The sequence below is a fragment of the Paenibacillus sp. FSL H8-0261 genome, assembly GCF_045040645.1.
Taxonomy (GTDB): domain Bacteria; phylum Bacillota; class Bacilli; order Paenibacillales; family Paenibacillaceae; genus Paenibacillus_AQ.
Genome location: NZ_CP150297.1, coordinates 4,038,867 through 4,063,151 on the forward strand (window position 1 = coordinate 4,038,867; position 24,285 = coordinate 4,063,151).

Here is a 24,285-nt window from a genome sequence, read left to right on the forward strand (position 1 = left end):
GCTTAACCATTATTATAGTAGAGTACTTTTTAGATAAGAATGGATGCAGGTTGAATTTACCATGGATTATTGATGAACTTCTCTCGATATTCGGTAGGTGAAATGCCACATTGTTTTTTGAACACTCTACTAAAATAAAAGGGGTCAGCCATTCCAACGGTTTGCGCAATTTGTTGTACAGGCGCATCACTTGTAAATAGCATTTCTTGCGCTATATTTATACGATATTTTAATAAATATTCTGCTGGTCCCATACCGGCATGTGTTCTAAATACGTAAGAAAGTCGATTTCGATTAACGTTATTTTGTTCTGCAAGCGAAGCTATTGTAAGACTTTGATAATAGTTTTGATGAATATAATTAGATACCCGCTCGAATAAAGTATGTGATTCACAGCTATCTTCCCTATTAATAACACATAATAAGGCCTCATTCAGCACTTCGCGAAACAGCATTTCAGTCTGAAACATCGAAATGCCTCCACGCTGATTATACACATGCCAAAGACGCATAATTAATTCAATAAGACGAGGAGATTGACCTGTTAATAATTCAAAATGCTGATGAGAAAAGCTTGACTCTTTTAGTTCTGAGTTACATATCCGATATTGAACAAGAATATATTCCCAATTGGTTCTACCTAACATTTTTTGATCTAGTTTCATTTTTGCACCCCCATGCACAACTTTTCCAGGCGAAAAGATATAAGGCGTGCCATTAAATTTAAATTTAATCTTTCCTGTAAGTGGAAACACAAATCCAGGAAAAGATTCTGTATAGTCAGCGTAAGGCACACCTGGATTTTCAGCATATCGATATACTCCTTCTACTTGAAAAGGAGTGTGTGCAAAATGCTCTGCTAACTGATTAACGTCTATCTTCACAATGCATACCTCATTTCAATAGTAGTCTCTTCTATGGATAAGCACCAACAAAACTCAATCATAGTGCACCAGCTCAGAGGCATTGGCGTCGGTAAGTTGAGCATAAGGATTCACGCCTGTTTACACATTAATAATAATGATTATCATTGTCAATCAATATAGACAATAAAAATGTCGCACCTGGCTAATGCTCAAGCCATCAGGTATCCATAAAAAAAACGCTTGGAATCCCAAGCGTGTCAGTTTGTAAGCCAATTTTAAGTCAATCCAATGCTCTTAACCTCAAAAGGTTTGGATCGCAATTTGAATAACATACTTATCCGGATCCCCTACAGCTAAATAACTAAGCAATTCATACTCATAAGCGTTTCCGGTTATGTGTAAATCATTTTCAGCAATATAAGACTTTAGCTTCTCATAGGACGCAGGTAAGGTTTCATAAGATCCCTTGTGATTCATGATCAAATATTTACCCTTTGGCTTAATATAAAGTAATTCACCGTTATGCTTTTCATTGATTTTATTACAATAATAATCCGGGTCATAGTCGCCTTCTTCCAAACTGCTTTTACAAATAATCGAACCTATCGGAAAGTCATATTCAAGATGATGTTCATCGCAATAATCGAAGATTCGATATACTTTTCGTACATGATCCTTCTCACCCTTCTCCTTCGAGAGTCTAACCGAAATAAAATACTCTTCATCACATTCCTCGACCCAGGGTTCTCCACAATCAACGTAGAGCGCACGATTCGTATTATCTATAGCCCCTTGTAAAAGCCTCTGCATTCGCTCTAACTTTTTTTGTTCATCAACCAACTGCAGCTGTTTTTGCTTAAGCATGGATAAAAAATGCAATGTGTTTTGATCTTGTATATATTCTTTGATCTCATTCAACGGCGTTCCTGTCCCTTTTAGTACGGCAATAATATCGAAGGTATAGAACTGCTTATAGGAATAATAACGATATCCGTTTTCCTTCACGATCTCCGGTTTTAATATACCAATGTCATCATAATGGAATAACGTATGCTTCGTTACCCCACATACCTTTGCGAACTCACTCGTCGTAAAGTATTGATCATAATCAATAGACATTCAAATCACTCCTCTTGACTATCGGGTTACCCTATACCTCAAAGTACAATAACGGAACACCATTACCTTGTCAAGGTAACGTTATTAGCTACTATCATCTTAGGAGGATTACCCATGTTTTCATCAAATCTATCTAAATTTCAACGCTGGATCGTGCTGGCGATTGTGTCCAGCGCACTCTTTATGATCGTCATCGACATGACCGTACTTTATTCGGTTCTACCACGACTTACGCATGATCTTGCTGCTTCTGCATCGGAAAAACTATGGATCGTAAATATTTATCCACTTGTAATGGCAGGATTATTACTCGGTCTTGGCACACTAGGTGATCGTCTTGGGCATAAAAAACTCTTCGTTATGGGACTTACTATCTTTGGGTTGGCTTCATTAATCGCTGCCTACGCGCCAACACCTCTCGTGCTTATTGCTGCGCGTACCCTACTAGCTATTGGTGCAGCCATGATGATGCCCGCAACACTCTCCATTATTCGAACTACCTTTTCGGATGAGCGTGAGCGTTCACTAGCCGTAGGTATTTGGGCATCTGTCTCCTCTGTGGGAGCAGGAATGGGTCCACTCGTTGGTGGTTTTTTACTGGAACATTTCTGGTGGGGATCGGTGTTCCTCATCAATATTCCTATAGTTATTCTTGCACTGATCTTGGCCATCTTACTAATCCCAAATCTTAAAGGGAATAAGAATAAGAAATGGGATTTCATTGGTTCCGTTCAAATTATGATTTGTCTGGTTGCCCTTGTTTATGCAGTTAAGGAGATCAGCAGACGTGAAGGTTCAATTGCCATCGCTGTGTTATCTGCCGTGATTGGTGTCGTAGCTATGATCATATTTATGCGCCATCAACGTAAGAGCCAGAATCCATTAATAGATTTTGCACTATTTAGAGACTCCCACTTTACTACTGGAGTGGCTACAGCTCTATTGTCTTGTTTTGCACTTATTGGAATGGAATTGATCGTGACTCAACGGCTCCAGCTTGTTCTTGGATATACACCGTTGGAAGCGGGCTTGTACGTTGTATTCACTTCGATAGCGTCCTTCATCTCAGGGATACTCATCGGACTTGTGTTGCATCGAGTGGACAAAGTAAAAGTACAGTGGGTCTGTCTGTTAGTGTCAGGTATAGGAATGGGCACCCTTCTACTCTTCCATGACGGAAATATATTGTTACAATTCGCAGCCTTAATGATTCTGGGTGCAGGTCTTGGGGGAGCCATGACTGCCGCCTCAAATTCAATCATGCTAAATGTCCCCGTCGAAAAAGCTGGCATGGCCGCATCTATAGAGGAAGTATCGTTCGAACTCGGCAGCGCCCTAAGTATTACACTTCTGGGCAGTCTTTCGTCATTCATCTATACAGCTTCATTAGTTCTCCCTGATGAACTAACAGTCCCGCCGATCGTTCGCGACAGCCTTGACGAGGCTCTTCTAGCCGCAGAAAATATGCCTACTGCTGCTGGATCCGCGCTCGTTGAAGCCGCACAATCAGCTTTTGATAAGTCGTTTATGGTTGTCCTTGCCACTGCCACAATCCTTCTTTTAGCTTCTGCGTTTATTATCCGTGCTGTGTCAAAACGTAAATCCTCAATCCTAGAACACTAATATTAGAAAAGATGAAGCTACTGCTTCACCAAACAAGGGTGTCTCAACAGCTATGCGATAGCTGCTGGGACACCCTCGTTTATACCAAGCCTATATTATGTTCCTTTTCGTTTCCTTGATGAATACTTCCTCACCCACACTGCCAATTCTAACCTGTGCGTATACACAAGGATCACAAAACTTCCAAACCATACCCATAAGATAGGAGCAGACCAATTACTAATGTACAAAAAAACGGAAAGAAGCAGCATTCCGCTAACTACTTGCACACCATCCGATACAGGTGAATTTCCTCTGCTTTTTAACCAACTGCTGAGCATTTTCAGCACTGCTAAAATGACTGCTAGCGCTAAAGAAGCTTTGAATCCTGTCAATGCACTCCATACCCCAAAGGTTACGGCAATTGCCTTCCCACCTTTTCCTTTAAGAAAGGGAGAGAAGGCATGACCCGCAATGGGAGCTAAGGCTAACGGAATAATGAAATACCCCTGACTATAATGACTTCCCATTACCCATAGAAGTGGTAGATACCCTTTTAAAAAATCCAATATAATCCCCAAGATGCCGAATTTATAGCCTGACGACTTCCATAGATTCAAAGCCCCCGGATTACCGTCGCCAATGTTTTTCAGGTTCTTTTTACGCGCTAGACCAAGCCAATAGGAAAACATAAGAGATCCCGACAAAAATAAACCCGCGACCCACAATATGATCATTAGTCCCTATGGCCTCCCACCTGGATATGCCTTCCTTTCCAGCTTACATGCCTCAGAAAAACAACCTGATAAATCGAATACAGCATGATCAAGATAAAGAAAACAGTTGCTACCACGTGAAATACAGGAATAACGATGCCAAATACACCTACATATTTTATAAAATAAAAGAGCTGGAACATATAAAGGAGATAACCGATCAATAAAGGCATAAACCATGAAGTATTCGCAAAAATAAACACGGTTTCTGAGATAATGAGTCCGATCACCCAAAGCGCGATTGGAATAATTGTCCGCGGACTTATCGTTGAAGTGCTTAAGACAGCCCCTTTACTGAACCCTTCAATTTCACTTTTGATTCCCTTCGGATACATGCGAAACGATACTAAGCCATACCCGATATAATTGGTGATCGGAACACCTGCCGCAATAAATTTTTCTCCTAAAGACAAATCATCCAGCACTTCAGATCTAATGCTTTGATGGCCATTAACTTTTTCATAATCCTGCCTTAATGCTAGAATACACGAGCCGTACAGCCCTTTTTTCGCGTTATTCCTTTCAAAGATCGAGGTGAACGTGAAGATCCCCAGCATATTCATGATTAGGGCGAGCTTCTCAAACAGCTTTTCTGTATGATGAAAAGGAACTACCGAAATGACGCCTTTCGATAGCTCCCTTGCTTTTAATAATGAAGCCAAGGCGTTAGGCTTTAATCGGATATCCGCATCCAAAAAAGCAAAAATATCGCCCGAGGCCTGTAAATATCCATTCCATACTGCCCAGCTCTTACCCGTCCACCCCTCAGGGAGACTGCTGTTCACAATAACCTTAACCCCATAGCTTTCGGCAATTTCTTTGGTCCGATCCTCTGAGAAGTCATCCACCACAATAATTTCATAGGGTGTAAGGGTCTGAGACTGAAGTGAATCGAGCAGATAACGCAAATTATATTCTTCATTCCTTGCAGGAATGATAATGGACAATTTCTCCGGTCCTTGATTAGGCTCGTGATAAGTGCTCAAGGTATTTTTTCTGAACAAAATAAAACCGGAGAGACATCCAACGCCTATAACCATTAACAACCACATTACGGTTCCCCCCTTCTACATCTATATATATGAGGGGTTAGTCCGTAATATATTCATTTCAAATTTAACCTACATTTACTTTAGCTGAGTATTTATTAAGCTTTTCTGTACATAAAAGCATGACGATAGCGAAAAAAACGATCATCGCAGGAAAAATACCCAACGTAAAATTCGAGGCCAGTAAACCGATAAATGGCGGTACCAGCGTGGTACCAGTATAAGCTGTTGCCATCTGAAAGCCCATAATTGACTGAGCATGCTTCTTCCCGAATCGTACAGGGGTTTCATGTAGCATACATGGGAAAATAGGGGCTAAACCCAGACCGATAATCATAAACCCTACCAGCGAAACTATCGTTGGAAGCGGTAATACTAAGAGCACTGTACCGATTAAAGCAATGAGCTGGCCATATCGTATTAGCTGTTTATTACTCATTCTAAACGTAATGAAGCCCGTCACCATTCTGCCAAAGGTAATCCCTAGATAAAATACCGATACCCATGTCGCTGCAGTGGATGCAGGGATGTCTTTGATATTTACTAGAAAGCTGCTCCCCCATAACCCCATACTCGTTTCGATGGCAGAATAAAATAAGAAGGTTAACATCGCAAGCTTAACCCCTCTTAGTTTCCAAGGTTTTGTGTTCTCAGCAGCTTGCTCTAGCTCCGGATGATTGAGCTCATGTTCGCTATCAGCGTTCAGGTTGCTATTGTTTCCAGCCACTCTATCCCATAAAGGCAGCGTAACGAAGAGAATTACAACTAAGCTCAATTGAATATAAGCAACCGTAAGATAACCTTCTCGCCAAAGACCCTCACCAGAGATAAAAGAACCCATAATAATCGGACCCAGCGTCGCGCCCACTCCCCAGAAACAATGTAACCAGCTCATATGATGGGCTTTATAGTGCGTAGCAACATAACTGTTTAATCCGGCATCTACAGATCCCGCACCTAAACCGAGTGGAATCGCAGCAACAATTAGCCATACTAACGAAGGTGACCATGCAAAACCAAATAAAGCTACAGCCGTCATAATACAGCTTACAAGGGTCACTTTCCCCGTACCAAAACGTTTAAGGATTGTACCACTCATCAAACTGGAGACAATTGTGCCTACTGCAATAACCATCGAAAGGATACCAGCAGTACCTAATGAGGCATTTAGATCTAATCTCATTACCGGCCATGCGGATCCAAGCAATGAATCTGGCAGTCCTAAACTAATAAATGCTAAATAAATAATAATAAGAAAAAAAGTAGCCATCGTTATCTCCTTAAGGGTTCTAATCTATTTGTTGTGAAACTAATAAACCTAATCCAAGACTTTGTAATCCATTCAGATAATCACGCTTCAAGTCACTTACCGCTAATTCCGGAAGATGTTCCTTAGGAACGTATGTAGCAGTTCGATCGGCGATTTGATTAAGCATAGCTGGAGCTAATTCATCCTCACAAAAAATAATATAATGCGGATTCAAAATAGAGGTCATAGTAGCCACTAACCGACTAATCGCATCTACTTTATGATCCGGCTGCATGCTTGATCCACCCTGATCTCCAGTTAATGCTTCTATGAAATTTCTATTGTCATACTGGGGCATGTATTGAACTTCCCCTGAAAAAAACGTCTTTCCCCGAACAATTTCACCATTAACGGCTATCCCAGCTCCCGGTCCGTTTTTCCCTAAATACAGATACATCAGAGAAATATTCTCCTTCAAATTTCTTTGCGCCATATAACCGATTACAGCGGCATTCATATCATTTTCCACGATTGTCGGGATAGAGAGCTGATCTTCTATACATCTTTTCAAATCTAGATTCTGATATTTCGCATAACCTGGGATCAGAAAAATCTTCCCCTGTTTCACCGCGCCTGGAACACCAATCGCTACAGATTGAATCTTAGGATTAGCCTTTTTTTCACCTTCGATAAGCGAGACCAGTGTACTAACGTCTTCCTCAAGAATACTAGGTAAATTCCCTTCTTTTACAACATTTCCAATGCAATTATAGATCGTATAGTTTGTTTCATTTTTTTCCAAAAAAATAGCCATCCCTAATCGGTAATTCGGATTATAGGCGTATCTTATTGCCCTTCTTCCGCCACTAGACTCATCAAGGCCAATGATCGTTACTTCCCCAGTCTCTTCCATCTGCATTAGAAATTTACTGATCGTTGGAAAACTGTATTGTAATCTTTGACTTAACTCCGCCTTCGTAGCCCTTCCTAATTCTAATAATGCTGTTCGAATATTTCGAATAATTTCAGATTTGAGTTGCTGTGAAGGAAGTCTTTTATCACTTGACATGGCTCTCCCACCTATAGTCATACTGACTTATTAAATGCATTTAATAAGTCAGTATGACTATAGCAGGAATACTTCTTAACGACAACATAATTTTTCGATGCGGCCCCTTCTGAAACTCCAACATGAATAAAGGGGCATGAAGCCCCCCTAATTATCAACAAATTCAAAGCCTTTGCAGGATTCGTTCCCATCTTCCAGGATGGCTTTCATCCAAGTACACAGGCTGAAATCCTAATTTCAAATAAATGCGGATGGCAGGCAGTCTGAAATCATCAGTTTCTAAACATGCCGCCGTTCCCCCTGAATCTCTTATTTTGTGCAAGACAGCTAGACTCACAGCATAGCCGAGACCTTTACCAGAATATTCTGGAAGCACTCCAACCATGTGCAAGTACCAGTTCTTATTGTCATCACTACCCGACTCCCAGGCCGTAGCAGTAGCTACAGGTTGATCCCCGCGGCAAATGAACAACAAGCGATCCGAATACAAGGGTACATGATCACTGATTTTATGAGCAAATTTAACTTCCCTTGTAAAAGAATGGCGTATAAGCTCTTCCCAGTTCCGTTCATCATCCGGCTCGAAATGACGAATTAGATACCCGGTAGGACAGAGAAAAACAGGCAAGTCGGACAGTATTTCTTTTTTCATCACAAGTTTGGAAAGGGCCTGATCCACCGTCAATTCCTCACTCTCGTTCTAAAATCAGGAAAGGCTATTGCTTTTCCACCATTCTCTACAGATTCCATAGACAATGTAAACACAGAGCTCCAAGTAACGGCATCATATACGTCCACCGAAGGGGTTCGATCCTCCTGAATAGCAGAAATAAATTCTTCAAGCACCATAAAATCGCCTCCGCCATGTTTCGTCCCAGCGGCATATTCGCCCCATTTCATCCATGTCGGGTGATCATAGAGTGGTTGATAACTGCTTAAAGGCTCCCACATTTCCTCTCCATCCGCTATATTTTTGGGCGAGAGATTCTTGAACCAGATCAAATCCTCTTCGTACTGATGGCGGCCCGTAATATACGCTCCCTCAGTTCCTTGCAGTAAATAATGAGTTTTATTATGCGGTCTAACGGAGGACCAGTCTACACGCAGTTCAATCAGTACACCCTTTTCCGTTTGAATGACCGCGACCGCGCTATCCCCTTGCCGCCAGAATCCCTCCCGTGCTGCTGGGTGATCTTTTCCATAATGCTCTCCGAAATAATATTGTAAGGATCTAGATTTGGAAACAAAAGACGAGACGCTTTTTAATCGATCCCCCTCAGGCTTATTGAGGTTAATCCATTGCGCAACTGGACCAATAGAATGTGTCGGATAATTGATCCCGTTATACTGCTGATGTAATTGCCCCCGCCAAGTCAGAGAACCATCCGGATGATGAGTCAAATGACGCAAATCATGGATATATCCGCCTTCCAGATAAGTAATTTCACCGAACATGCCTTGATCCGCCATATGTTTAATCGTCAGGTTTGATCGTGAGAAGCAGTAATTTTCAGACATCATATATTTAAGTCCAGTTTGTTCAACAGTTTCGATAAGCTCCCAAGCTTCCTCTAAAGATTGGATCGAAATCACTTCGCTTAGGACATGCTTACCCGCTTTTAAAGCATCAATAGATTGTCTGGCATGCAAATGCATGGGGCTTAAGATAAACACTGCATCTATCGCCGAATCTTTTAACATTTCATGATAATCCCGATACGTTCGGATTTCCGGGAATTTCTCTTTCCATTGGTTAAGCACCCACTCATTCAAGTCACAAGTGGCGGTCAGATTTATCCGATCCGATAGAGAGTACAGTGCATTCATAAAACTGGCTCCGCGATTTCCACCTACGATCGCTAATCTTACTGGCTGACGATTCATTACTGGTCCACCTGCTTTCTATCCATTTGAAGTCGATTGATGATTAGCTCCTGATCTCTTGTCTCCCCTTCAGCCTGCGGATATTTTTCATAATCAAAAATGCTGAAGGTAAATAATGAAGACCATTTACTCAATTGCTCGCTTGCCAGATTCACCATTTCTAACCTGATTTCATCTTCAAGCACAGTAAGGATTCGAGCAGCAGGAATATCCAGGATGGAGGCTGTTTGAATGAAATTCCAGTTTTCTTTTCTGACGATAGAATGCACATGATTATGCCCGTTGAAATAGAAACCCACACCTTGCCATTGCTTCAATATCGGCCAAATATCTAAGCTGGGATCCAGTGACATCATTGGCTCAGTTGATCTAGCCGTCGTATTATACAAGGGATGATGACCGAAGACGAATAAAGGCTTTTCCGATTTCCGCTTCATTTGTGCTTCGAGCCAAGTCAGCTGTTCATCATCAAGTGTTCCGCTCCAATCGTCACGATTTTCCCGTGCGGTATCCAGCAAAATAATGATTGCATTCGTCTCTTCAATCACACTGTATCGCTGCTGCCGGGTGACGGAAAGGATTTCTTCTTTAGGATAAGTGTACGTATCATGATTACCAAGAACATGTAGAAAACGTCTAGAATGCTTGCTGTCCTTAATCTTACCCATGATATAATTAAATTCGCTAAATTCTCCTGCATGCACCATATCTCCCACGGAAATATGATAATCGGCTGGGATGGACAAAAATAGATTCATAAATTGCTCGTAAAAAGCATCTCGTGCCTCTTTAATCAAAACCTTGTTGTTTAACAATTCGTCCGGGTAATGTAAGTCCCCAATAATCGCCAGCCTCATAAATGCCTCCTCCTAACCTTTAATGCCAGAGCTCATAAAACTACCTATCACTTGCCGCTGGAACAATAAAAATCCAATCATTAAGGGTGCAGACACAATCAATGTAGCCGCACAAACATCGGACCATTGTGCACCAGATTCCGTGGCTTTTGCGAACATCGCCAAGCCTACAGTTAATAAGCGATTCTCCTCCGAATTGGTTACAATAAGGGGCCACAAGAAATCATTCCAATGAAAGCTGACCGACACGATCGCAAAGGACACATAAATCGGGCGTGACAGTGGGACATAGATTCTTGAAAGAATATGCAGGCGTGATGCGCCCTCCACCCGGGCAGCTTCATCCAGCTCATAGGGTAATTGCTTGAAGGATTGCCTTAACAGAAACACTCCAAAGGAGGAGGCAAAGTAAGGTAGCATAATCCCCAGCTTGGTATCCAGCAGACCCATTTCGTTCAACACCTGATAGTTGGAAAAGATAAGTACATCTGGCGGCACCATAATTTGCACCAAAAATAACATGAATAACAGATCTTTCAAGGCGAATCGTACCCGTGCAAACGCATAAGCAGCCATCGTCATTGTAACGAGTTGCACAGCAAGCACAACACCGCACACAAGCAATGTATTCATTAAAAATCGTCCAAAAGGCGCTCCATTCCAGACATGAATCAAATTCTCAAAAGTGAAGTCCCAAGACCATCCCGCATCAATAGCGACGTCTTTGGGTAGAAAAGCCGTTCTGACCACCCATAGGAAGGGAATGATCCAGGCCACGGCAAACGTAAATCCAACCGCATGCCACAGTATTTGCTGGATTCGGCGCTTCGTTCTTTCGGAGTTCAGTATGCGCTCCTCTTCTAAAGCTTTGCGTGTATTCTGCCTTAATACTAAGGGTAGCTTTAGTGGATTATCCTCCATGGATTCCACCTCCTATTCATAATGGATTTTCCGATCCCAGCCAAAAAACTGCAAAGAGGAAATCAGGAGCAGCAGCACGATCATGACCACCGTCATCGATGCGGCCATCCCTTGATCGTAGAAATTAAAGGTGGACTCGTAGATATAATAAAGCAGCAGATTACTTGCATTATTCGGACCGCCCTTTGTCATAATCCAGAGATGGTCTACCAGCTTAAAAGAATTGGTTATCGCCACAACAGCCACGAACAACGTAGTCGGCATCGTGAGCGGAATTGTGATTCTGCGGATGGAAGTGAATGTACCGACTCCGCTTACTGCAGCCGCTTCATATAAATCCTTGGGAATCTGCTGCATTCCTGCTAAATAAAAAATCATAAAATATCCGGCTTCTTTCCAAATCATCATGATGACTAATGCGCCCATCACCGTATCAGGTGTTCCCAGCAAATTCACAGGCTGATCCGCGATCCATGAAGCCAGTCTGGCAAAGAGCCCAAAATGAGGGGTATACAGAAACAACCAGATGTTCGCCACAGCGATCATCGGGATCATATTCGGATAGAAAAATGAAAGACGTGCCAGTCCCCGCCCTTTTATCGCCTTGTCGGCAAACAGTGCCATCAAGAAAGCCAAAGCTAATGAAGTGGGTACTGTGCCAATGGCGAACCATATATTGTTACTGAACACCTTCATAAAGACATTGTCGTGCAATAGATTAGCGTAATTGTCAAAACCGACGAACAGAGGCTCAGGAGTCGCCAAATTTTTCTCATAAAAGCTAAGCCAGAACGATTTAAACATAGGGTAATAAGTAAACAAGCAAAGAAAGAGCAGCGAAGGCAACACTAGTCCCCAGCCGAATCCGTTTCGTCTAAGCCTCTCACTCCATCCGGCATTCATACCATTCAATCCTTCCATGATTAAGGTTTCTACGATTAATGAATAAAGTAATGACGCCAGAACAAGCTATCGAGCCGTCCTGGCGTATTCCATACCTCAAAGCTTACTTATTGAAGGGAGCAAGTGCCTGATCTGCTTCTGCTTGAGCCTTTTTAAGTGCACCTGCTGCATCAATCTCTCCTGCCAATGCCGCTTGAATCTGGTTCGTAATTGCCGTCGATACTTTACCATGATTATGAGTGGACAATTCCCGGAACGCATATTCCAATTGATCTCTCGCTACCAATGCTTGCGGGAAATCCGCTGTATACTTCTTCATAGCATCTGTATCGTATGCAGATTTTCTTACGCCAACATAACCGGATGAGCCGCTAAAGAGGGCAGCTTGTTCTGAAGCCGTCATATATTTGGCAAATTCCCAAGCTGCAGCTTGTTTTTCAGGAGATGTGTCCTTGAAAATATACAGGTTACCTCCTCCAGTAGGTGATCCAAATTGGTTTTGTGCGGGTGGGAACGCTACGCCGAATTCGAACTTCGCGTTATTTTTTACGTTGGTTAAGTTACCGCTTGTATGCATCATCATGGCTGTTTTGCCTTGAATGAAATCTGTCGGAACGGTTGCCCAATCAATAACACCTTCCGGCATCGCCTTGTATTTATGGGACAAATCTAACCAGAATTGCAATGCCTCCACATTCTCCGGCGTATCGAACATCGCTTTTTTGCCATCGGAGGACATTATGTTTTGCTTCGGATCGGAAGCATTTTGCCGTGCAAGCATTTGAAACATCCAATACGAATCATCATTGCCCGGAATTTCCAGCCCCACGTGACCGTCTTTGTTCAGCTTCTTAGCATAGGTTACAAGCTCATCCCATGTAGTGGGTGGTTTCTCTGGATCAAGTCCTGCGGCTTTGAACATTTCTTTGTTGTAATACATAACAATCGTGCTCCGCTGAAAAGGCAGGCTGTACGTTTTACCTTCAGACTGTGTATCCTCTACAAAGGCGGGATAAAAATCAGCCATCTGAATATCCGTGTCCTTTGCAATAAAATCATCCAGCGGAATGATTGCATTCATATCGAGCATACTGTACAGCTCTGTTGACATCATGACCGCGACATCCGGTGGCTGTTTGGCCTGCACACCTGCTTGAATTTTCACGGTATTGTCACCGTAATTACCTGTGTACACGGGATTAACCTTAATTTCCGGGTGCTGCTCCATGAATGCACTAGCCATCCCATCGATTACTTTTGTAAGGGGACCACCAACATTAACCGGATAATAAAATGTAATCTCCACTGGCTTAGCGGTTGGAGTCTCTGTGGATTCCGGAGTTGCAGCGATTGCTGTGGGTTGAGCGGTATTTTCTTTGGCTTCTGCCGTACTGTTATTAGATTGTCCGCAGCCCGCTACTGCCAGCATTGAGACGGATAGCAGTGTTAGAATGGTTTTGGTTTGCTTTAGCATTTCTGTTAGCCCCTTTTTTCGCTTGGATTTGAATTAAAATGCATAATGGCGAAAGTTCACACTAATGCGATTCGAGCCTACATCAAGAATATGGAGCTGTGCACCATCAGCGGTAGGCAATACAGCAATTCCTTGGGCTTCAGTACCACTAGGCAGATTACGATCAAAGGCAACAGATACGTTTCCAGTCTCCGGATCAATCTGATAAACCGTTTGGGTTGCGTTATCCGTAGAAGCATACAGAACACCGTTGTACACTTCGGCACCTTGAATTCGATCAATACTTTGGGAAAGTGGAATGGTTGTGATCACATGCATATCGTCAAGACTTAGTACATTCAAGACGCTTGCATTACTCCACTGAGCTGTGTAGACCTGACCGCGAGCAGCATCAACGGCTACCCAAGGCACACCGCCAATATGCAGATTTAACGGTAAAGCATAGGATGTACCCGTATATTTCAATGTGTTCACATCATAGAGGGCGATGTAAGGATGCTGATAGTTTTTGCCGTCTTCAATAGGAGCGTATATTTTACCGTTATAGTAGGAAATATCACCGATATGGTCTCCACCTTGGGAGGCAATCTCCAGTGGAATAGCCAATTCATTCCGTGCTTTTACGGATTTTCCATCAAGTCCAGTCCGTAAGAGCCCATACGAGGAATTAAAGATCCATGAATTCCCGTCTGTAGCCACCCCTTGTCCCCGTTCCAGGGCATCAAGTAACCAGAAGGTTTGCTTAGATACTTCATGCCAAGTTCCAGCAGTTGTAGCTGAAGTTGACTCTGCACTGATTTCTACCTCGGTGTTTACTAGGTTATCCGGTCCGACTGGTGTGGCAGATGCTGCTAAAGATAAAGAACTGGTCGTAAGTACCCCCGCGCAAATCAGACTGAATAATCTCTTTAATCTCATGTTTTCTCTCCTCCTAATAAGGTTGTAGTTCGGCATTTGTGCGCCTTACTTCAACCTTATTATAGGAGCTGGCAACAGCTCTCTAATTGAACAAAACACTTCTTTCCTTGAACAAAACTCTCATTTGCAAGAATAAAATCAATAAATCATATGATTAGGTTTGGAGGAGCTTTGATTCGCATACAGCTTTGGGGTTAGGCCGATTTCTCGTTTGAATAATCTAGTAAAATGACCTTGATCGGCAAAACCAACCTGAGATGCAATTTCCTTCAAACCAATTTTTCCGGAACGAATTAGAAATTTAGAACGTTCGATTCTCAGACGAATTAAATAATTATGGGGTGTATATCCTGTCTGTTGTTTAAAAATCCGAATAAAATGCGACTGGCTCATATTAGCCATGCCAGCGAGATCAGTCAGTTGAATCTCATCTTCTAAACGCTCACGCATAAATTGAATGACCTGAAATATTTCTTGATTGGCTGGCGTTTTACTGTTTGAATGCTGGGGAATCACTGAAGAATAGTGTTGTAACAAGTGAATAATTAACATGTTGGATAAAGAGTCGCTATATATTTTTCCTTTGGCACCGCCATTCTGTAATTCCTCCAGCATCCAAAGCCCTAATTGCAGAAGCTTGGAATCCTTGACATGAAATTTGCGGTCCAACTGGATATGGCCTTCCTTCAGATAACCAGATTCACGAGCAATCTCTTCGAGTACCGCTGGCGTAATTTCTATTTTCAAAAAATAGAGCGAGGTTCTGCCCCAAGGGCAAAGAAGGCTCTCATTACAGGGGGTAATATGAATGGTGTAGTAATTTTCGTAGTAGGCTGTGCAGTGAATTCCTATTAAATATTTAGACTCCGAGGATGGGGTGAAAGCTTGCTGCGGGCTATACCATTGTGAAACCTGAAGCTTATCCCAACCAAAAGTATCACTTGCAAGGACAGGCTGAGCAGCTGCAAAGGACGACTCTTCCATTTCTTTCATATTCATCCCCCTTTTCCCTTCAATATAGCAAGCCAGTATACGCTCCGCGTTAATGAGCTGTAAAAGCTATATTAATTTCCCCTTAGTATTCAAAAGGTTATTTACGTCAGAACAGCAAAAAAGAGGGGTTACTCCCCCTCTTTAATATTTTACATATTCTATTTCTGTAACTCTAAGTCTGAGTATCTATTCTAATTTAAACTGATTTACTAAAGCACGCATCTCATTTGAACCCTCTTGCAGCTTGCGAGCAGATGCGGCAATTTCCTCCACAGATGCAAGCTGCTCCAGAGTGGCAGCAGATACTGTCTGTGCAGCCGAAGCTGAGTGCAATGAAACCTGCTCGACCTCCATCACCGCAGCAGATATTTGTTCGGAGCCCGTGTACATCTGTTGTGCAGCGGTCGAGGATTGCTCCACCTGATCTACGATGGTCCGGGTGGCCTGCAAAATGCGTTCAAATGCTTTACCCGTATCATCAATCGCTCGAACCCCTGCTGCGACTTCATTTTGGCCTTTACTCATCGAATGATGGGCATGACCTATACTCGTAATAATTTCTTCAACCATGACTGAAACCCTTTCAGCTGCTTCACTTGTTTGTCCTGCCAGCTTACGGACTTCACTAGCTACCACTGCAAATCCTCTGCCTTGTTCTCCTGATCGAGCAGCTTCAATTGCCGCATTAAGCGCTAATAGATTCGTTTGCTCAGATATTCCTTTAATAGTACTGACGATGGTGCCTATTTGTTGAGACTGGTCATTTAAACTAGTAACGGTGATTCCTAAATCAACAACAGTATTACTTACTGCGTTCATTTGTTCGGAAGAGTTAATGATAAGGCTGTTTCCTTTATCAGCCTCTTCCAGTGTTTGCATGGACAGCTGATAGGCATGTGTAGAGGCTTCAGCTACTCGCTGAATCTCTTTTACCATCTCCTCCATCGATTGGGAAGTCTCCTGCGTTGAGGAAGCTTGTTTCTCACAATTGTTCGCCACTTCAGTCATTGAGGATGAAGTCTGAACAAGTGCCGCTGTGGTTTCACCTAACGTTGAAGACAACTGTTTGGAGGAAGAAGCTAATAACTCCGAGCTTATAGTTAAATTCCCAACTAATTCCCGAATATTACCCGATAATTGATTAAAGCTGATTCCGAGCTGTCCGATCTCATCCCGATTGCGCACAGTCAATGCTTTACCGCTTAGATCCCCTTGAGCGATCCGTTCAGCTTCACGGGCTATGCGTACAATCGGTCTTGAAATATGTTGTGCAAATATGTATATTACAGCGATTCCGATGACAACGCATACAATCAATGTAGTAATAATTCCCTTTAGAATGGTTTGTTGCCCGGTATTATAGTCTTGCATATAAGAGCCTGCTGCTACGACCCAGCCCCAAGAGGGCGAGAGTTTAGCATAAGATATTTTCAACGCTTCTTCTCCTACAGCGTTTCCAGTACCATCCGATTTAGGTAGCGGCCATTTATAGTAAGTAGCTCCACCACCGTTCTGTGCTGCTTTAATCAAATCCTGTATGTAAAAAGTACCGTTTGAGGTTTGTTTATCCCAAATATTATCTCCCTCTAGTTTGGGATGAGCAAGCAGTTCCCCCTTGTTATCTAATATAAAGAAGTAGCCGTTTGGACCCAAATCAATTGATTGATTAATAGGCCGAGTACCATCCTCATTTTTGTTTCCAAGTAGTAAGGTCCGTACTTGCTCTTGGGCTTCCACTTCAGTCAACTGCCCCGATTGAACGGAATTTTCCAAATTCTCAATTAAGGCGACAGCCAGGTTTACGCTTGAACTCAGTTTACTCTCAATGAGCTGATTCGTTTCTTTGACTGAAATCTGATAAATAACTGCTCCTAATATTCCGATGGGAAGAATTAGTAGTGTGAGTGACATCATGAGCAGTTTTTTCCGAATTGTTAGTCGCAACCTTGTACGTGTATCTTTTACCATATACACCGCTCCGCATCCTATTAGAATTAATTACAAATTAATACTATAGTACTAGTTTTGGGAATATAAATCAAAAAAAGAAATTCATAATTTAACAAAAAAAAGCAAACGCCCCCCTAATAAGAGGTCCGTTTGCCATTTATTCAATGAAACTCCAAATCCCTACTTCTCATCCAACCACAATATCGCTGTTACTCCACGAGGATAATATTTACTGCCTGTAATATCCCCGGAAATAATTTGATCACTCCAGCTGAAGATCGATAATTCTGAATGGGTAAGCCATGCCACGTGAGCGCGATCTGCTGCCGCTCCGCGTTCATCCCATTCCAGTCCCAGAATGTTGCGGGCGATGAACTGCGAGAGATAGATTTTGCTAAGCCAGCTGTTATTGCTAGTGGATGAGATTTTCCAACCGCCGTCTTCAAATAAGCAAACGCCCGGCTTCAACACCGCATGAAGATGTTTGTCGAGTGCGCAGATATATGCGGCGAACCGTCCATTGCGATCAAGAGCTTCCTTACAACCCGTATAGTATGGGAATACAAGACCCTCGATAGCCGGAATGATCTTGGAGTCATTACCTTCTCCAATAACAGCCGGGATATATCCATCTGCTGTAACGCTTGCCACCATCGTTGCGGCGCATTTCTCTGCCCCTGCCCCTGCTGTTTTGGACAGCTCCGCACGCTCATACTCTGCAAATATTTTCTCCATAGCTAAGTAAGCCGCCCAGCATTTTCCTGCCAAGTAAATATTGTTGCGAGCCTGACCTAAAGAGACATCCAGACTGTCATAGGTAGTAATCTCTGCTCCACCCATCGTACGTGAGCTATCTAGCGCCATAACACCGTTTCTTTGCTCAGGATCTGGATGATCCCGATTTAACATACTATCCAAGCACTTCTCCAAGATACTCAGATTACGTTCCATCCAGCTCCGATCACCTGTGTGTTCAAGATAAGTTGCCGCACTCAGCACCCAGTTCACCAATTGTTCATGTGTCATATGTGAGAAGCAACCATCAATGCCATATAACTCATAGGAGGAATAGCCCGGACGTGAAACTACGTTGGCTACACCCATATCATGTGTGAAGCTAATTCCACCTGGATACTCTGTATCATCCCCAGGGAAACGTACCGTATCTTCATAGCTGAATCTCTCTACGAACATATCCAGCTCATTACGAACCGTCCAAGGATTCAGACGCAGCTCGTAGAATAACTGATCGACGGTCAGATCAAAGGTATTCATCATCCGGTATTCGCCTTCGTTGACGATCCAGAACGGCTTATTTTTATTATCCAGTAATTGTGTGGAACCATAATAACTACGAATCGCATGCGCTAGCATAAAGGTTTGATCTTCGGATAGGTTTGCATGATTTAACATCTCGTTAGCTTTCTCCGCTGCTTGTTTAAGAACATCGAATTTAGCTAATGCATATTCGGCTACTGCCTCAACATTGTTGAAATAGCGATTATAGTAATAGGAAGCATCCATACCAGAGGTAACATAACCCGAACGGTGAAAACAAATCGCAAACCGGTACGTTTCTTTTACTCCGGCTGGAACATCCATGATTAAAGCACCCACGCGACCCAGTCCAAAGGTCCAATTTTCCTGAAGCTCCTCACTTAGAATATCCTCCATCGTGAAATGAAGTGCGGACTTTGTAGTGCCTTTCTCGGCAGCAATCGCAATAAACCTTCCTTGTCCAACGCCTGTAATTTCAGATGACACATCATCCAGTCTTCTCATTCCGCTATACACATCTGTTCCCTGAAAACCAAAGAACGCGCGACGTGAGGTAGCTGATGAGGTGTTATCCACTTCGAGCTCAACCAGTACTGCTGGCAACAACACTTCCTTCATTTCTTCCACAGACGCAGTTTCAGGATCTGGTACTGATCGAACTGGAGAGAGAATCCGGAAGGTCAGATCCCCCGCACTCCAGCTGTCTGTAGCTACTTGAAAATCTCTAGAAATCTCACGATCTTGAAAAGGGAACAGAATATTCTCCTTGTCTGGATTGGGGTCTGGATTCTCGATGTCATAGCGTTTGCTCTCGTCATCTCCGCCAATCTCGTGAAATGGTAGTGTGTCATACCCTTTCCCATCAGTGCGTTCTAATCCTATGAATATATTCTGTCTAGGAGGTTTGGCCATCTCCAAATCGAAACCACCACTAGCTCCTTTAAATCCTAAGGTAAAACTCGCAAATGCACCGATCGGTGAATGATGAGCATTAAAGAATTTATTATGTGACATAAATAAATGCACTCCCTCCAACATGATCCCGGATACCTCCGGGCTATATATCCATGTTATCGATATTTCTGGAAGTGCAACAGGGCTAAAGCCTTCTATTATTTGGGCAAATCAAACATCGATAACAACCTATGATATAATTAAGCCAAATTTTATTGTAAAAGAGGATTGAAATGATCTCGAATGATCCCGCCTTCCATAATTCTATTGACGGTCAGATGTCACCAGACATTCAAGCAGCCTTTCATATCTTCGCCGCACATTGGAGAAAAGTAAATTTGGATTGGCAATATCCTGTACACACTCATCCGATGTTTGAGATTAATATTGTCCTTCAAGGTGAGCAACAAATGACGGTAGGCAATAAGTCTTTTATACAGAAAAGCGGCGATATTTTATTCATTCGTCCCGGTGTTGAGCATAGTAGTATGGGTTCAAATACTGACTGTGACATGACTTATTACTGCCTGCATTTTGATATTGATGACCTGAATTTGCGGCGTGCCTTACTTACAGCAGATGCTGTTAGTCTCAGCGGGAACACCCCCGAACTGCTGGCCATCCGTTCCGCGCTAGATGTAATCATTAACTCTTCCATCTTGTCAGAGTCTAAAGACACACATAGAAATCGCTTGATCACACTGCATGCTTCACTGCAGCTTCTGACCGCGCTCAGCGGTTGGGTGCTTTCGGAAATGCCTCTCCCAGCAGATACAGAAGCTACAGAAAATACAGTTGCCCTAGCTAACGCTATTGAAGGACTATTGCAGGAATCCGTCTCCACCGCTGCCAGCACAGGCGAAAGAGGTGGCGGTATTGAGGACATTGCTGCCAAGCTCGGATATAGCACTACTCACTGTAATCGTGCTTTTCATCAAATCTATGGGATGTCACCAAGGCAATATTTATCACGCTTAATCATTCGACACGCCAAACTGCTGCTGATGGATAATAGTCTATCTGTCGAATCGGTTGCTCAACGACTGGGGTACCGTGATGTGTCCCATTTCAGCAAACAATTCAAACGCTGGACAGGTCTCCCGCCAATGGGCTATCGCCGTTTAACTGCGAATCCAAGTACACTTTAAAGATCTTTACGCCTACGAAAAAAGGGGTGTATTCCGCTGTCCACTAAGTGGTTACAGGATACATCCCTCTTATGAATTACCCCTTCGTCGCTCCCGACGCAATCCCCTTCACAAAATACTTCTGCAAAGCGATAAACACAATCAACACAGGCACCACCGACATCGCTGTTCCCGCAAAAATCATATCCCAACGGGAAGAGAATTCTCCGATATAACGGTAAATTTCCACAACCATCGTCTTAGCCTGTCCTGAAGGTAATACCAGCATCGGCATCAAGAAATCATTCCAGATTCCAAGTCCGTTCAAGACAACCATACTTGCCGTAACAGGCCCTAATAGCGGGAAAACAATTCTCCAAAATATCCCGTACCGAGAACAGCCATCAATCTCTGCCGCTTCTTCAATTTCTCTAGGTATTCCTTTGACAAAACTGGTATACAGCAGACATCCAAAACCTACCGCACTGGCTACATAAATAAGAATGGGTCCCGCAAGGCTACCGTACAATCCTAGCATTCTAAGCTCTTTGAACAAAGGAATCATATACGCCTGAAAAGGAATCATCATTCCGGCCAAAAAATATACGAACATAAATCGAGTCCATCTAGTATTTCTACGTTCAATGGCATACCCTGCCATGGGAATGATCAAGACCTGTGCGGAGATAGACACCGCTGTCAGAATCAGACTGTTCAGAATCGCTCGTGGAAACTCTGTTTCTGTTAACAGGTATTTAAAGCTGTCCAGATAAAGGGTTTTCGGAAAAGCAATGGCATCCTTCATGATCTCTGCATTACTCTTAAAGGCCGACATCAAATTAAAGAAAATAGGAAAGAAAAATAGAATAGCCACTACTAAGGTAACCAAAAAAAGTGCGATTTGCCCAACTGGAAGACTGTAATGATCAGTATGATTAAGAACAAGACCATGGCCAGCGCCGTACCAAAACCTTGTCTTAATTCACCAAACCCAACTTTATAAATAATATAAGTTAACAATATGGCATACAGACTCCTCCAAAATTGAGTTATTTATAATATTCTTACACTAAAGAAGAATCTACATTGCTTTATCAAGCAAACCAGATCTCCGTTTCCGTTTCGTTTTGATTTATACTAATATATTATATATATATAAAGCACGCTTGTTCTCTATTCTTGTTTCCTGAGTTAAACTAACCTACCCGATCAATGAAGCATCTTCAGTCTAATACTTTATTTTCTCAGTCTACAACTTTATTTCCTTTTGACAGCATTTAGACTGAATGTCTTTATTCCACGAGGCTTTTCGAACTATCATACCATCAGAATCCATAAAAATAAGTTTTAGACTGACCCTAGAAATTGAAACAGCGACAGCAATGGACGATAAAATCCTCGACTGTCGCTGGTTCATTTAACTAACGTTTCCCGTTAGTTGAAGAAGCGGCCTTTCTACGTAGGTTCTATAACCTCGTGACATTCATTCCATTTGAATCATCGAGAGTAACTTCACAGACATCAGTCTTTATTGTTAGTTTATATGTATACGATTCTTTGTCTGACATAAACCAGACCCTGCCTTCCTTTACAACAATAAGCAACCCTTGCTCGTCACCGACAGCAGCAAATTTGCTATGATATTCCCGCCAAGGAAAGATCCTTGCATGTGATAGTTTGAGTACTGCATTTTCAACGTTGGGTACAGGCAAACCGATTTCACTTACGCATAATAAACTCGCTTGAGAAAATAATTGATCGGTTGAATTGTTCAAATTATGCCGTGCAATCAATTCCACAAGATTGCCTGCGGGATCACAGAAATAAATAGAATGGGCATTCCAGTCCTTGAAGTGCACTACTTGCTTGTCTTGATCGAGTATTATAGGGACCTTAGGAGTTATCCATCGCACCGCCTCGTCCATTTTGTTTTCAGGTATATTAAAAGCAAAATGATACATAGGTTTTACGCTTTGTTCAGACTCTTTAAAGGATAGGCTAGACTCCCCAACTTTTACACTAAATGAAGTTTGATTTTCTTTAATTACAGTTAGCCCAAAAGAATCCACATAAAACTCCTTCAATTCTTTAATGGAATGAGCAAGCATCTCTACTTCTCTTATCATTCATTTTCACCTCAGCATTTCTAATAAATATTTCACTTCCAATAATTTACTTAGTTAGAAATTCGGGATCATTGCTACATCATCCTGTCAGTTAGCTGAACAGGCACTAGTGAACGATGTGACGATTTCTTCGATAAATATATCTTGCTTAACTCCACTTCAACTTCCCAAAGCTGGCCCATGATAGATTGCGATATTTGTCTGTCGATTTTTCTCTCTCGTGCACCGAACAATCGAGTTTGTCGATCCCATAAATTAAGAGGGAAAGAATGAGTCCCGTTGAAAGACCTGCTATTACAGGTGCATGGAAGTTCGCTATCTGTGCTATCCACACCTGGGCCATGAGAAACTTTTCGATTACTTCCTCCAGCAAAATACCGCCCGATGTGACGAGGATAGACATCCCCAACTTCATACACTGGTGATGGACCTCTTCCGGTAACATCTCCTCCGGTGGATTAAGAAGGAAGCGAATCATACTAACAAGGGACATAAGTCCTTCTTTGATGATCCGAACCATGCGTTTCATCGTGGTAATGAAGTTGTTGATCAGGAAGATGATTAGTTCTGATACGAATCCAGTAATTGCACCGTCTATAAACTGCTTAATGACTTCCTTCCATTTGTCCGTGATAAGGAGGGCAATGGATTTCAGGCGTCCTGGAAGCTCGTCCTTTAGTTTAATGGATTGTTTCTTCTTTTTGCTCAGCAAATCTTTCACACTGCACCATGACTTCCTTCCCGACTTTGTTGTATAGACGTTTGTTTCTTTCCCGGTGAGTTTGTGAATAAAGTTCTTTGGCCTGTTCTTTGTCTACTTTATAATACTGCGCGCGTTTGTCTTTGTTTCGTCATTTGTAGATGGAGTTTCCATCCATTTTATCAGGTCTTGGTCCTGTTTAGACTTATTTAAACTGGCATTCGTCCAAGTCTTATTGTTGTCGCTATTCGCTAAATCCTTGCGTTCATCTACGTCTAGATATAATCGAAGCCAATCGTCATCATGAAGTTCTTTTGCGGATATGACATGTTCGATATGTGATTGGCCATCTCGCTCTAAAGTTTGATTTGTGTAGCCATCTGTAATTGGTACTTCATCTTTGAACCGTTCCTTCCTTGCCCTTTGCATGTCTGCTTTTTACGCATAATGCTCACGCTCGTAAGCGCTCT

The 24,285-nt window shown here is 42.4% G+C and carries 22 protein-coding genes; 2 read left to right on the forward strand and 20 right to left on the reverse strand.

Going from position 1 to position 24,285, the window contains the following annotated elements:
• Nucleotides 1-56: 56 nt before the first annotated feature.
• Together MHI27_RS17920 and MHI27_RS17925 are read right to left on the reverse strand one after the other, a co-directional pair.
• Complete coding sequence (locus MHI27_RS17920) at nucleotides 57-884, reverse strand: helix-turn-helix domain-containing protein (RefSeq protein ID WP_405174363.1); 828 nt, start codon at nucleotides 882-884, stop codon at nucleotides 57-59.
• Nucleotides 885-1,166: 282 nt separating this feature from the next.
• The gene (locus MHI27_RS17925) at nucleotides 1,167-1,985 is read right to left on the reverse strand and encodes a MerR family transcriptional regulator (RefSeq protein WP_405174364.1); all 819 of its coding nucleotides are present in this window, start codon (nucleotides 1,983-1,985) and stop codon (nucleotides 1,167-1,169) included.
• 114 nt (nucleotides 1,986-2,099) lie between these two features.
• Here MHI27_RS17925 and MHI27_RS17930 point away from each other — a divergent pair, with 114 nt between their 5' ends.
• Nucleotides 2,100-3,608 (forward strand): MFS transporter, encoded by a 1,509-nt coding sequence (locus MHI27_RS17930; RefSeq protein WP_405174365.1) that lies wholly within the window; start codon nucleotides 2,100-2,102, stop codon nucleotides 3,606-3,608.
• A gap of 95 nt (nucleotides 3,609-3,703) precedes the next feature.
• On the opposite strand, the gene MHI27_RS17935 is transcribed toward MHI27_RS17930, so the two are convergent.
• From MHI27_RS17935 to MHI27_RS18000, 14 genes are all read right to left on the reverse strand, one after another.
• Complete coding sequence (locus tag MHI27_RS17935; protein ID WP_405174366.1) at nucleotides 3,704-4,324, reverse strand: glycerol-3-phosphate acyltransferase; 621 nt, start codon at nucleotides 4,322-4,324, stop codon at nucleotides 3,704-3,706.
• The gene (locus MHI27_RS17940) at nucleotides 4,324-5,415 is read right to left on the reverse strand and encodes a glycosyltransferase family 2 protein (RefSeq protein WP_339241870.1); all 1,092 of its coding nucleotides are present in this window, start codon (nucleotides 5,413-5,415) and stop codon (nucleotides 4,324-4,326) included. The genes MHI27_RS17935 and MHI27_RS17940 overlap by 1 nt, the downstream gene beginning before the upstream one ends.
• Before the next feature lie 64 nt (nucleotides 5,416-5,479).
• Entirely contained in the window at nucleotides 5,480-6,682 is a 1,203-nt protein-coding gene (locus tag MHI27_RS17945) for a sugar MFS transporter (RefSeq protein WP_042189135.1), read from the reverse strand.
• A gap of 19 nt (nucleotides 6,683-6,701) precedes the next feature.
• Nucleotides 6,702-7,730: an ROK family protein gene (locus tag MHI27_RS17950; protein ID WP_405174367.1), complete on the reverse strand. Its 1,029-nt coding sequence runs from the start codon at nucleotides 7,728-7,730 to the stop codon at nucleotides 6,702-6,704.
• Nucleotides 7,731-7,893: 163 nt separating this feature from the next.
• Nucleotides 7,894-8,409: a GNAT family N-acetyltransferase gene (locus tag MHI27_RS17955; RefSeq protein WP_339248615.1), complete on the reverse strand. Its 516-nt coding sequence runs from the start codon at nucleotides 8,407-8,409 to the stop codon at nucleotides 7,894-7,896.
• Nucleotides 8,410-8,411: 2 nt separating this feature from the next.
• Entirely contained in the window at nucleotides 8,412-9,614 is a 1,203-nt protein-coding gene (locus MHI27_RS17960) for a Gfo/Idh/MocA family protein (protein ID WP_379423892.1), read from the reverse strand.
• Nucleotides 9,614-10,471 (reverse strand): metallophosphoesterase family protein, encoded by an 858-nt coding sequence (locus MHI27_RS17965; protein WP_405174368.1) that lies wholly within the window; start codon nucleotides 10,469-10,471, stop codon nucleotides 9,614-9,616. The genes MHI27_RS17960 and MHI27_RS17965 overlap by 1 nt, the downstream gene beginning before the upstream one ends.
• Before the next feature lie 12 nt (nucleotides 10,472-10,483).
• On the reverse strand, nucleotides 10,484-11,392 hold the full coding sequence (locus MHI27_RS17970; RefSeq protein WP_405174369.1) for a carbohydrate ABC transporter permease: 909 nt from the start codon (nucleotides 11,390-11,392) through the stop codon (nucleotides 10,484-10,486).
• A 12-nt stretch (nucleotides 11,393-11,404) separates the two neighbouring features.
• Nucleotides 11,405-12,295, reverse strand: coding sequence for a carbohydrate ABC transporter permease (locus tag MHI27_RS17975; RefSeq protein WP_042189146.1), 891 nt, complete (start codon nucleotides 12,293-12,295; stop codon nucleotides 11,405-11,407).
• Between the two features lie 103 nt (nucleotides 12,296-12,398).
• Entirely contained in the window at nucleotides 12,399-13,769 is a 1,371-nt protein-coding gene (locus MHI27_RS17980) for an ABC transporter substrate-binding protein (protein ID WP_339241883.1), read from the reverse strand.
• Between the two features lie 33 nt (nucleotides 13,770-13,802).
• Nucleotides 13,803-14,687 carry a DUF6923 family protein gene (locus MHI27_RS17985; RefSeq protein ID WP_405174370.1) on the reverse strand — a complete coding sequence of 295 codons (885 nt, stop codon included), beginning with the start codon at nucleotides 14,685-14,687 and terminating at the stop codon, nucleotides 13,803-13,805.
• A 138-nt stretch (nucleotides 14,688-14,825) separates the two neighbouring features.
• A complete protein-coding gene (locus MHI27_RS17990; protein ID WP_405174371.1) occupies nucleotides 14,826-15,680 on the reverse strand; it encodes an AraC family transcriptional regulator in 855 nt (284 codons plus the stop codon).
• Nucleotides 15,681-15,866: 186 nt separating this feature from the next.
• Complete coding sequence (locus tag MHI27_RS17995; protein ID WP_405174372.1) at nucleotides 15,867-17,648, reverse strand: methyl-accepting chemotaxis protein; 1,782 nt, start codon at nucleotides 17,646-17,648, stop codon at nucleotides 15,867-15,869.
• A gap of 162 nt (nucleotides 17,649-17,810) precedes the next feature.
• Complete coding sequence (locus tag MHI27_RS18000; RefSeq protein WP_405174373.1) at nucleotides 17,811-19,922, reverse strand: glycoside hydrolase family 52 protein; 2,112 nt, start codon at nucleotides 19,920-19,922, stop codon at nucleotides 17,811-17,813.
• A 173-nt stretch (nucleotides 19,923-20,095) separates the two neighbouring features.
• Between MHI27_RS18000 and MHI27_RS18005 the strand changes: the two genes are divergently transcribed.
• The gene (locus tag MHI27_RS18005; protein WP_405174374.1) at nucleotides 20,096-21,010 is read left to right on the forward strand and encodes an AraC family transcriptional regulator; all 915 of its coding nucleotides are present in this window, start codon (nucleotides 20,096-20,098) and stop codon (nucleotides 21,008-21,010) included.
• Between the two features lie 76 nt (nucleotides 21,011-21,086).
• Here the strand turns inward: MHI27_RS18005 and MHI27_RS18010 are convergent, their stop codons facing one another.
• The 4 genes from MHI27_RS18010 to MHI27_RS18025 form a co-directional block, all read right to left on the reverse strand.
• Entirely contained in the window at nucleotides 21,087-21,863 is a 777-nt protein-coding gene (locus MHI27_RS18010) for a carbohydrate ABC transporter permease (RefSeq protein ID WP_405174375.1), read from the reverse strand.
• Between the two features lie 592 nt (nucleotides 21,864-22,455).
• Nucleotides 22,456-23,115: a VOC family protein gene (locus MHI27_RS18015; RefSeq protein WP_405174376.1), complete on the reverse strand. Its 660-nt coding sequence runs from the start codon at nucleotides 23,113-23,115 to the stop codon at nucleotides 22,456-22,458.
• A 148-nt stretch (nucleotides 23,116-23,263) separates the two neighbouring features.
• The gene (locus MHI27_RS18020; RefSeq protein WP_405174377.1) at nucleotides 23,264-23,836 is read right to left on the reverse strand and encodes a hypothetical protein; all 573 of its coding nucleotides are present in this window, start codon (nucleotides 23,834-23,836) and stop codon (nucleotides 23,264-23,266) included.
• Nucleotides 23,837-23,929: 93 nt separating this feature from the next.
• Nucleotides 23,930-24,244 (reverse strand): hypothetical protein, encoded by a 315-nt coding sequence (locus MHI27_RS18025; protein WP_341061097.1) that lies wholly within the window; start codon nucleotides 24,242-24,244, stop codon nucleotides 23,930-23,932.
• Nucleotides 24,245-24,285: the final 41 nt, after the last annotated feature.

Excerpts from the sequence above, each read along its gene's own strand:
- MHI27_RS17925 (WP_405174364.1), bottom strand. The coding sequence starts at position 1,985 with ATGTCTATTGATTATGATCAATACTTTACGACGAGTGAGTTCGCAAAG.
- MHI27_RS17975 (WP_042189146.1), bottom strand. The coding sequence starts at position 12,295 with ATGAATGCCGGATGGAGTGAGAGGCTTAGACGAAACGGATTCGGCTGG.
- MHI27_RS17995 (WP_405174372.1), bottom strand. The coding sequence starts at position 17,648 with ATGGTAAAAGATACACGTACAAGGTTGCGACTAACAATTCGGAAAAAA.
- MHI27_RS17940 (WP_339241870.1), bottom strand. The coding sequence starts at position 5,415 with ATGTGGTTGTTAATGGTTATAGGCGTTGGATGTCTCTCCGGTTTTATT.
- MHI27_RS17945 (WP_042189135.1), bottom strand. The coding sequence starts at position 6,682 with ATGGCTACTTTTTTTCTTATTATTATTTATTTAGCATTTATTAGTTTA.
- MHI27_RS17970 (WP_405174369.1), bottom strand. The coding sequence starts at position 11,392 with ATGGAGGATAATCCACTAAAGCTACCCTTAGTATTAAGGCAGAATACA.
- MHI27_RS17965 (WP_405174368.1), bottom strand. The coding sequence starts at position 10,471 with ATGAGGCTGGCGATTATTGGGGACTTACATTACCCGGACGAATTGTTA.
- MHI27_RS17985 (WP_405174370.1), bottom strand. The coding sequence starts at position 14,687 with ATGAGATTAAAGAGATTATTCAGTCTGATTTGCGCGGGGGTACTTACG.
- MHI27_RS17990 (WP_405174371.1), bottom strand. The coding sequence starts at position 15,680 with ATGAAAGAAATGGAAGAGTCGTCCTTTGCAGCTGCTCAGCCTGTCCTT.
- MHI27_RS18025 (WP_341061097.1), bottom strand. The coding sequence starts at position 24,244 with ATGCAAAGGGCAAGGAAGGAACGGTTCAAAGATGAAGTACCAATTACA.
- MHI27_RS18015 (WP_405174376.1), bottom strand. The coding sequence starts at position 23,115 with ATGATAAGAGAAGTAGAGATGCTTGCTCATTCCATTAAAGAATTGAAG.
- MHI27_RS17935 (WP_405174366.1), bottom strand. The coding sequence starts at position 4,324 with ATGATCATATTGTGGGTCGCGGGTTTATTTTTGTCGGGATCTCTTATG.
- MHI27_RS17980 (WP_339241883.1), bottom strand. The coding sequence starts at position 13,769 with ATGCTAAAGCAAACCAAAACCATTCTAACACTGCTATCCGTCTCAATG.
- MHI27_RS17930 (WP_405174365.1), top strand. The coding sequence starts at position 2,100 with ATGTTTTCATCAAATCTATCTAAATTTCAACGCTGGATCGTGCTGGCG.
- MHI27_RS18005 (WP_405174374.1), top strand. The coding sequence starts at position 20,096 with ATGATCTCGAATGATCCCGCCTTCCATAATTCTATTGACGGTCAGATG.
- MHI27_RS18000 (WP_405174373.1), bottom strand. The coding sequence starts at position 19,922 with ATGTCACATAATAAATTCTTTAATGCTCATCATTCACCGATCGGTGCA.
- MHI27_RS17950 (WP_405174367.1), bottom strand. The coding sequence starts at position 7,730 with ATGTCAAGTGATAAAAGACTTCCTTCACAGCAACTCAAATCTGAAATT.
- MHI27_RS17960 (WP_379423892.1), bottom strand. The coding sequence starts at position 9,614 with ATGAATCGTCAGCCAGTAAGATTAGCGATCGTAGGTGGAAATCGCGGA.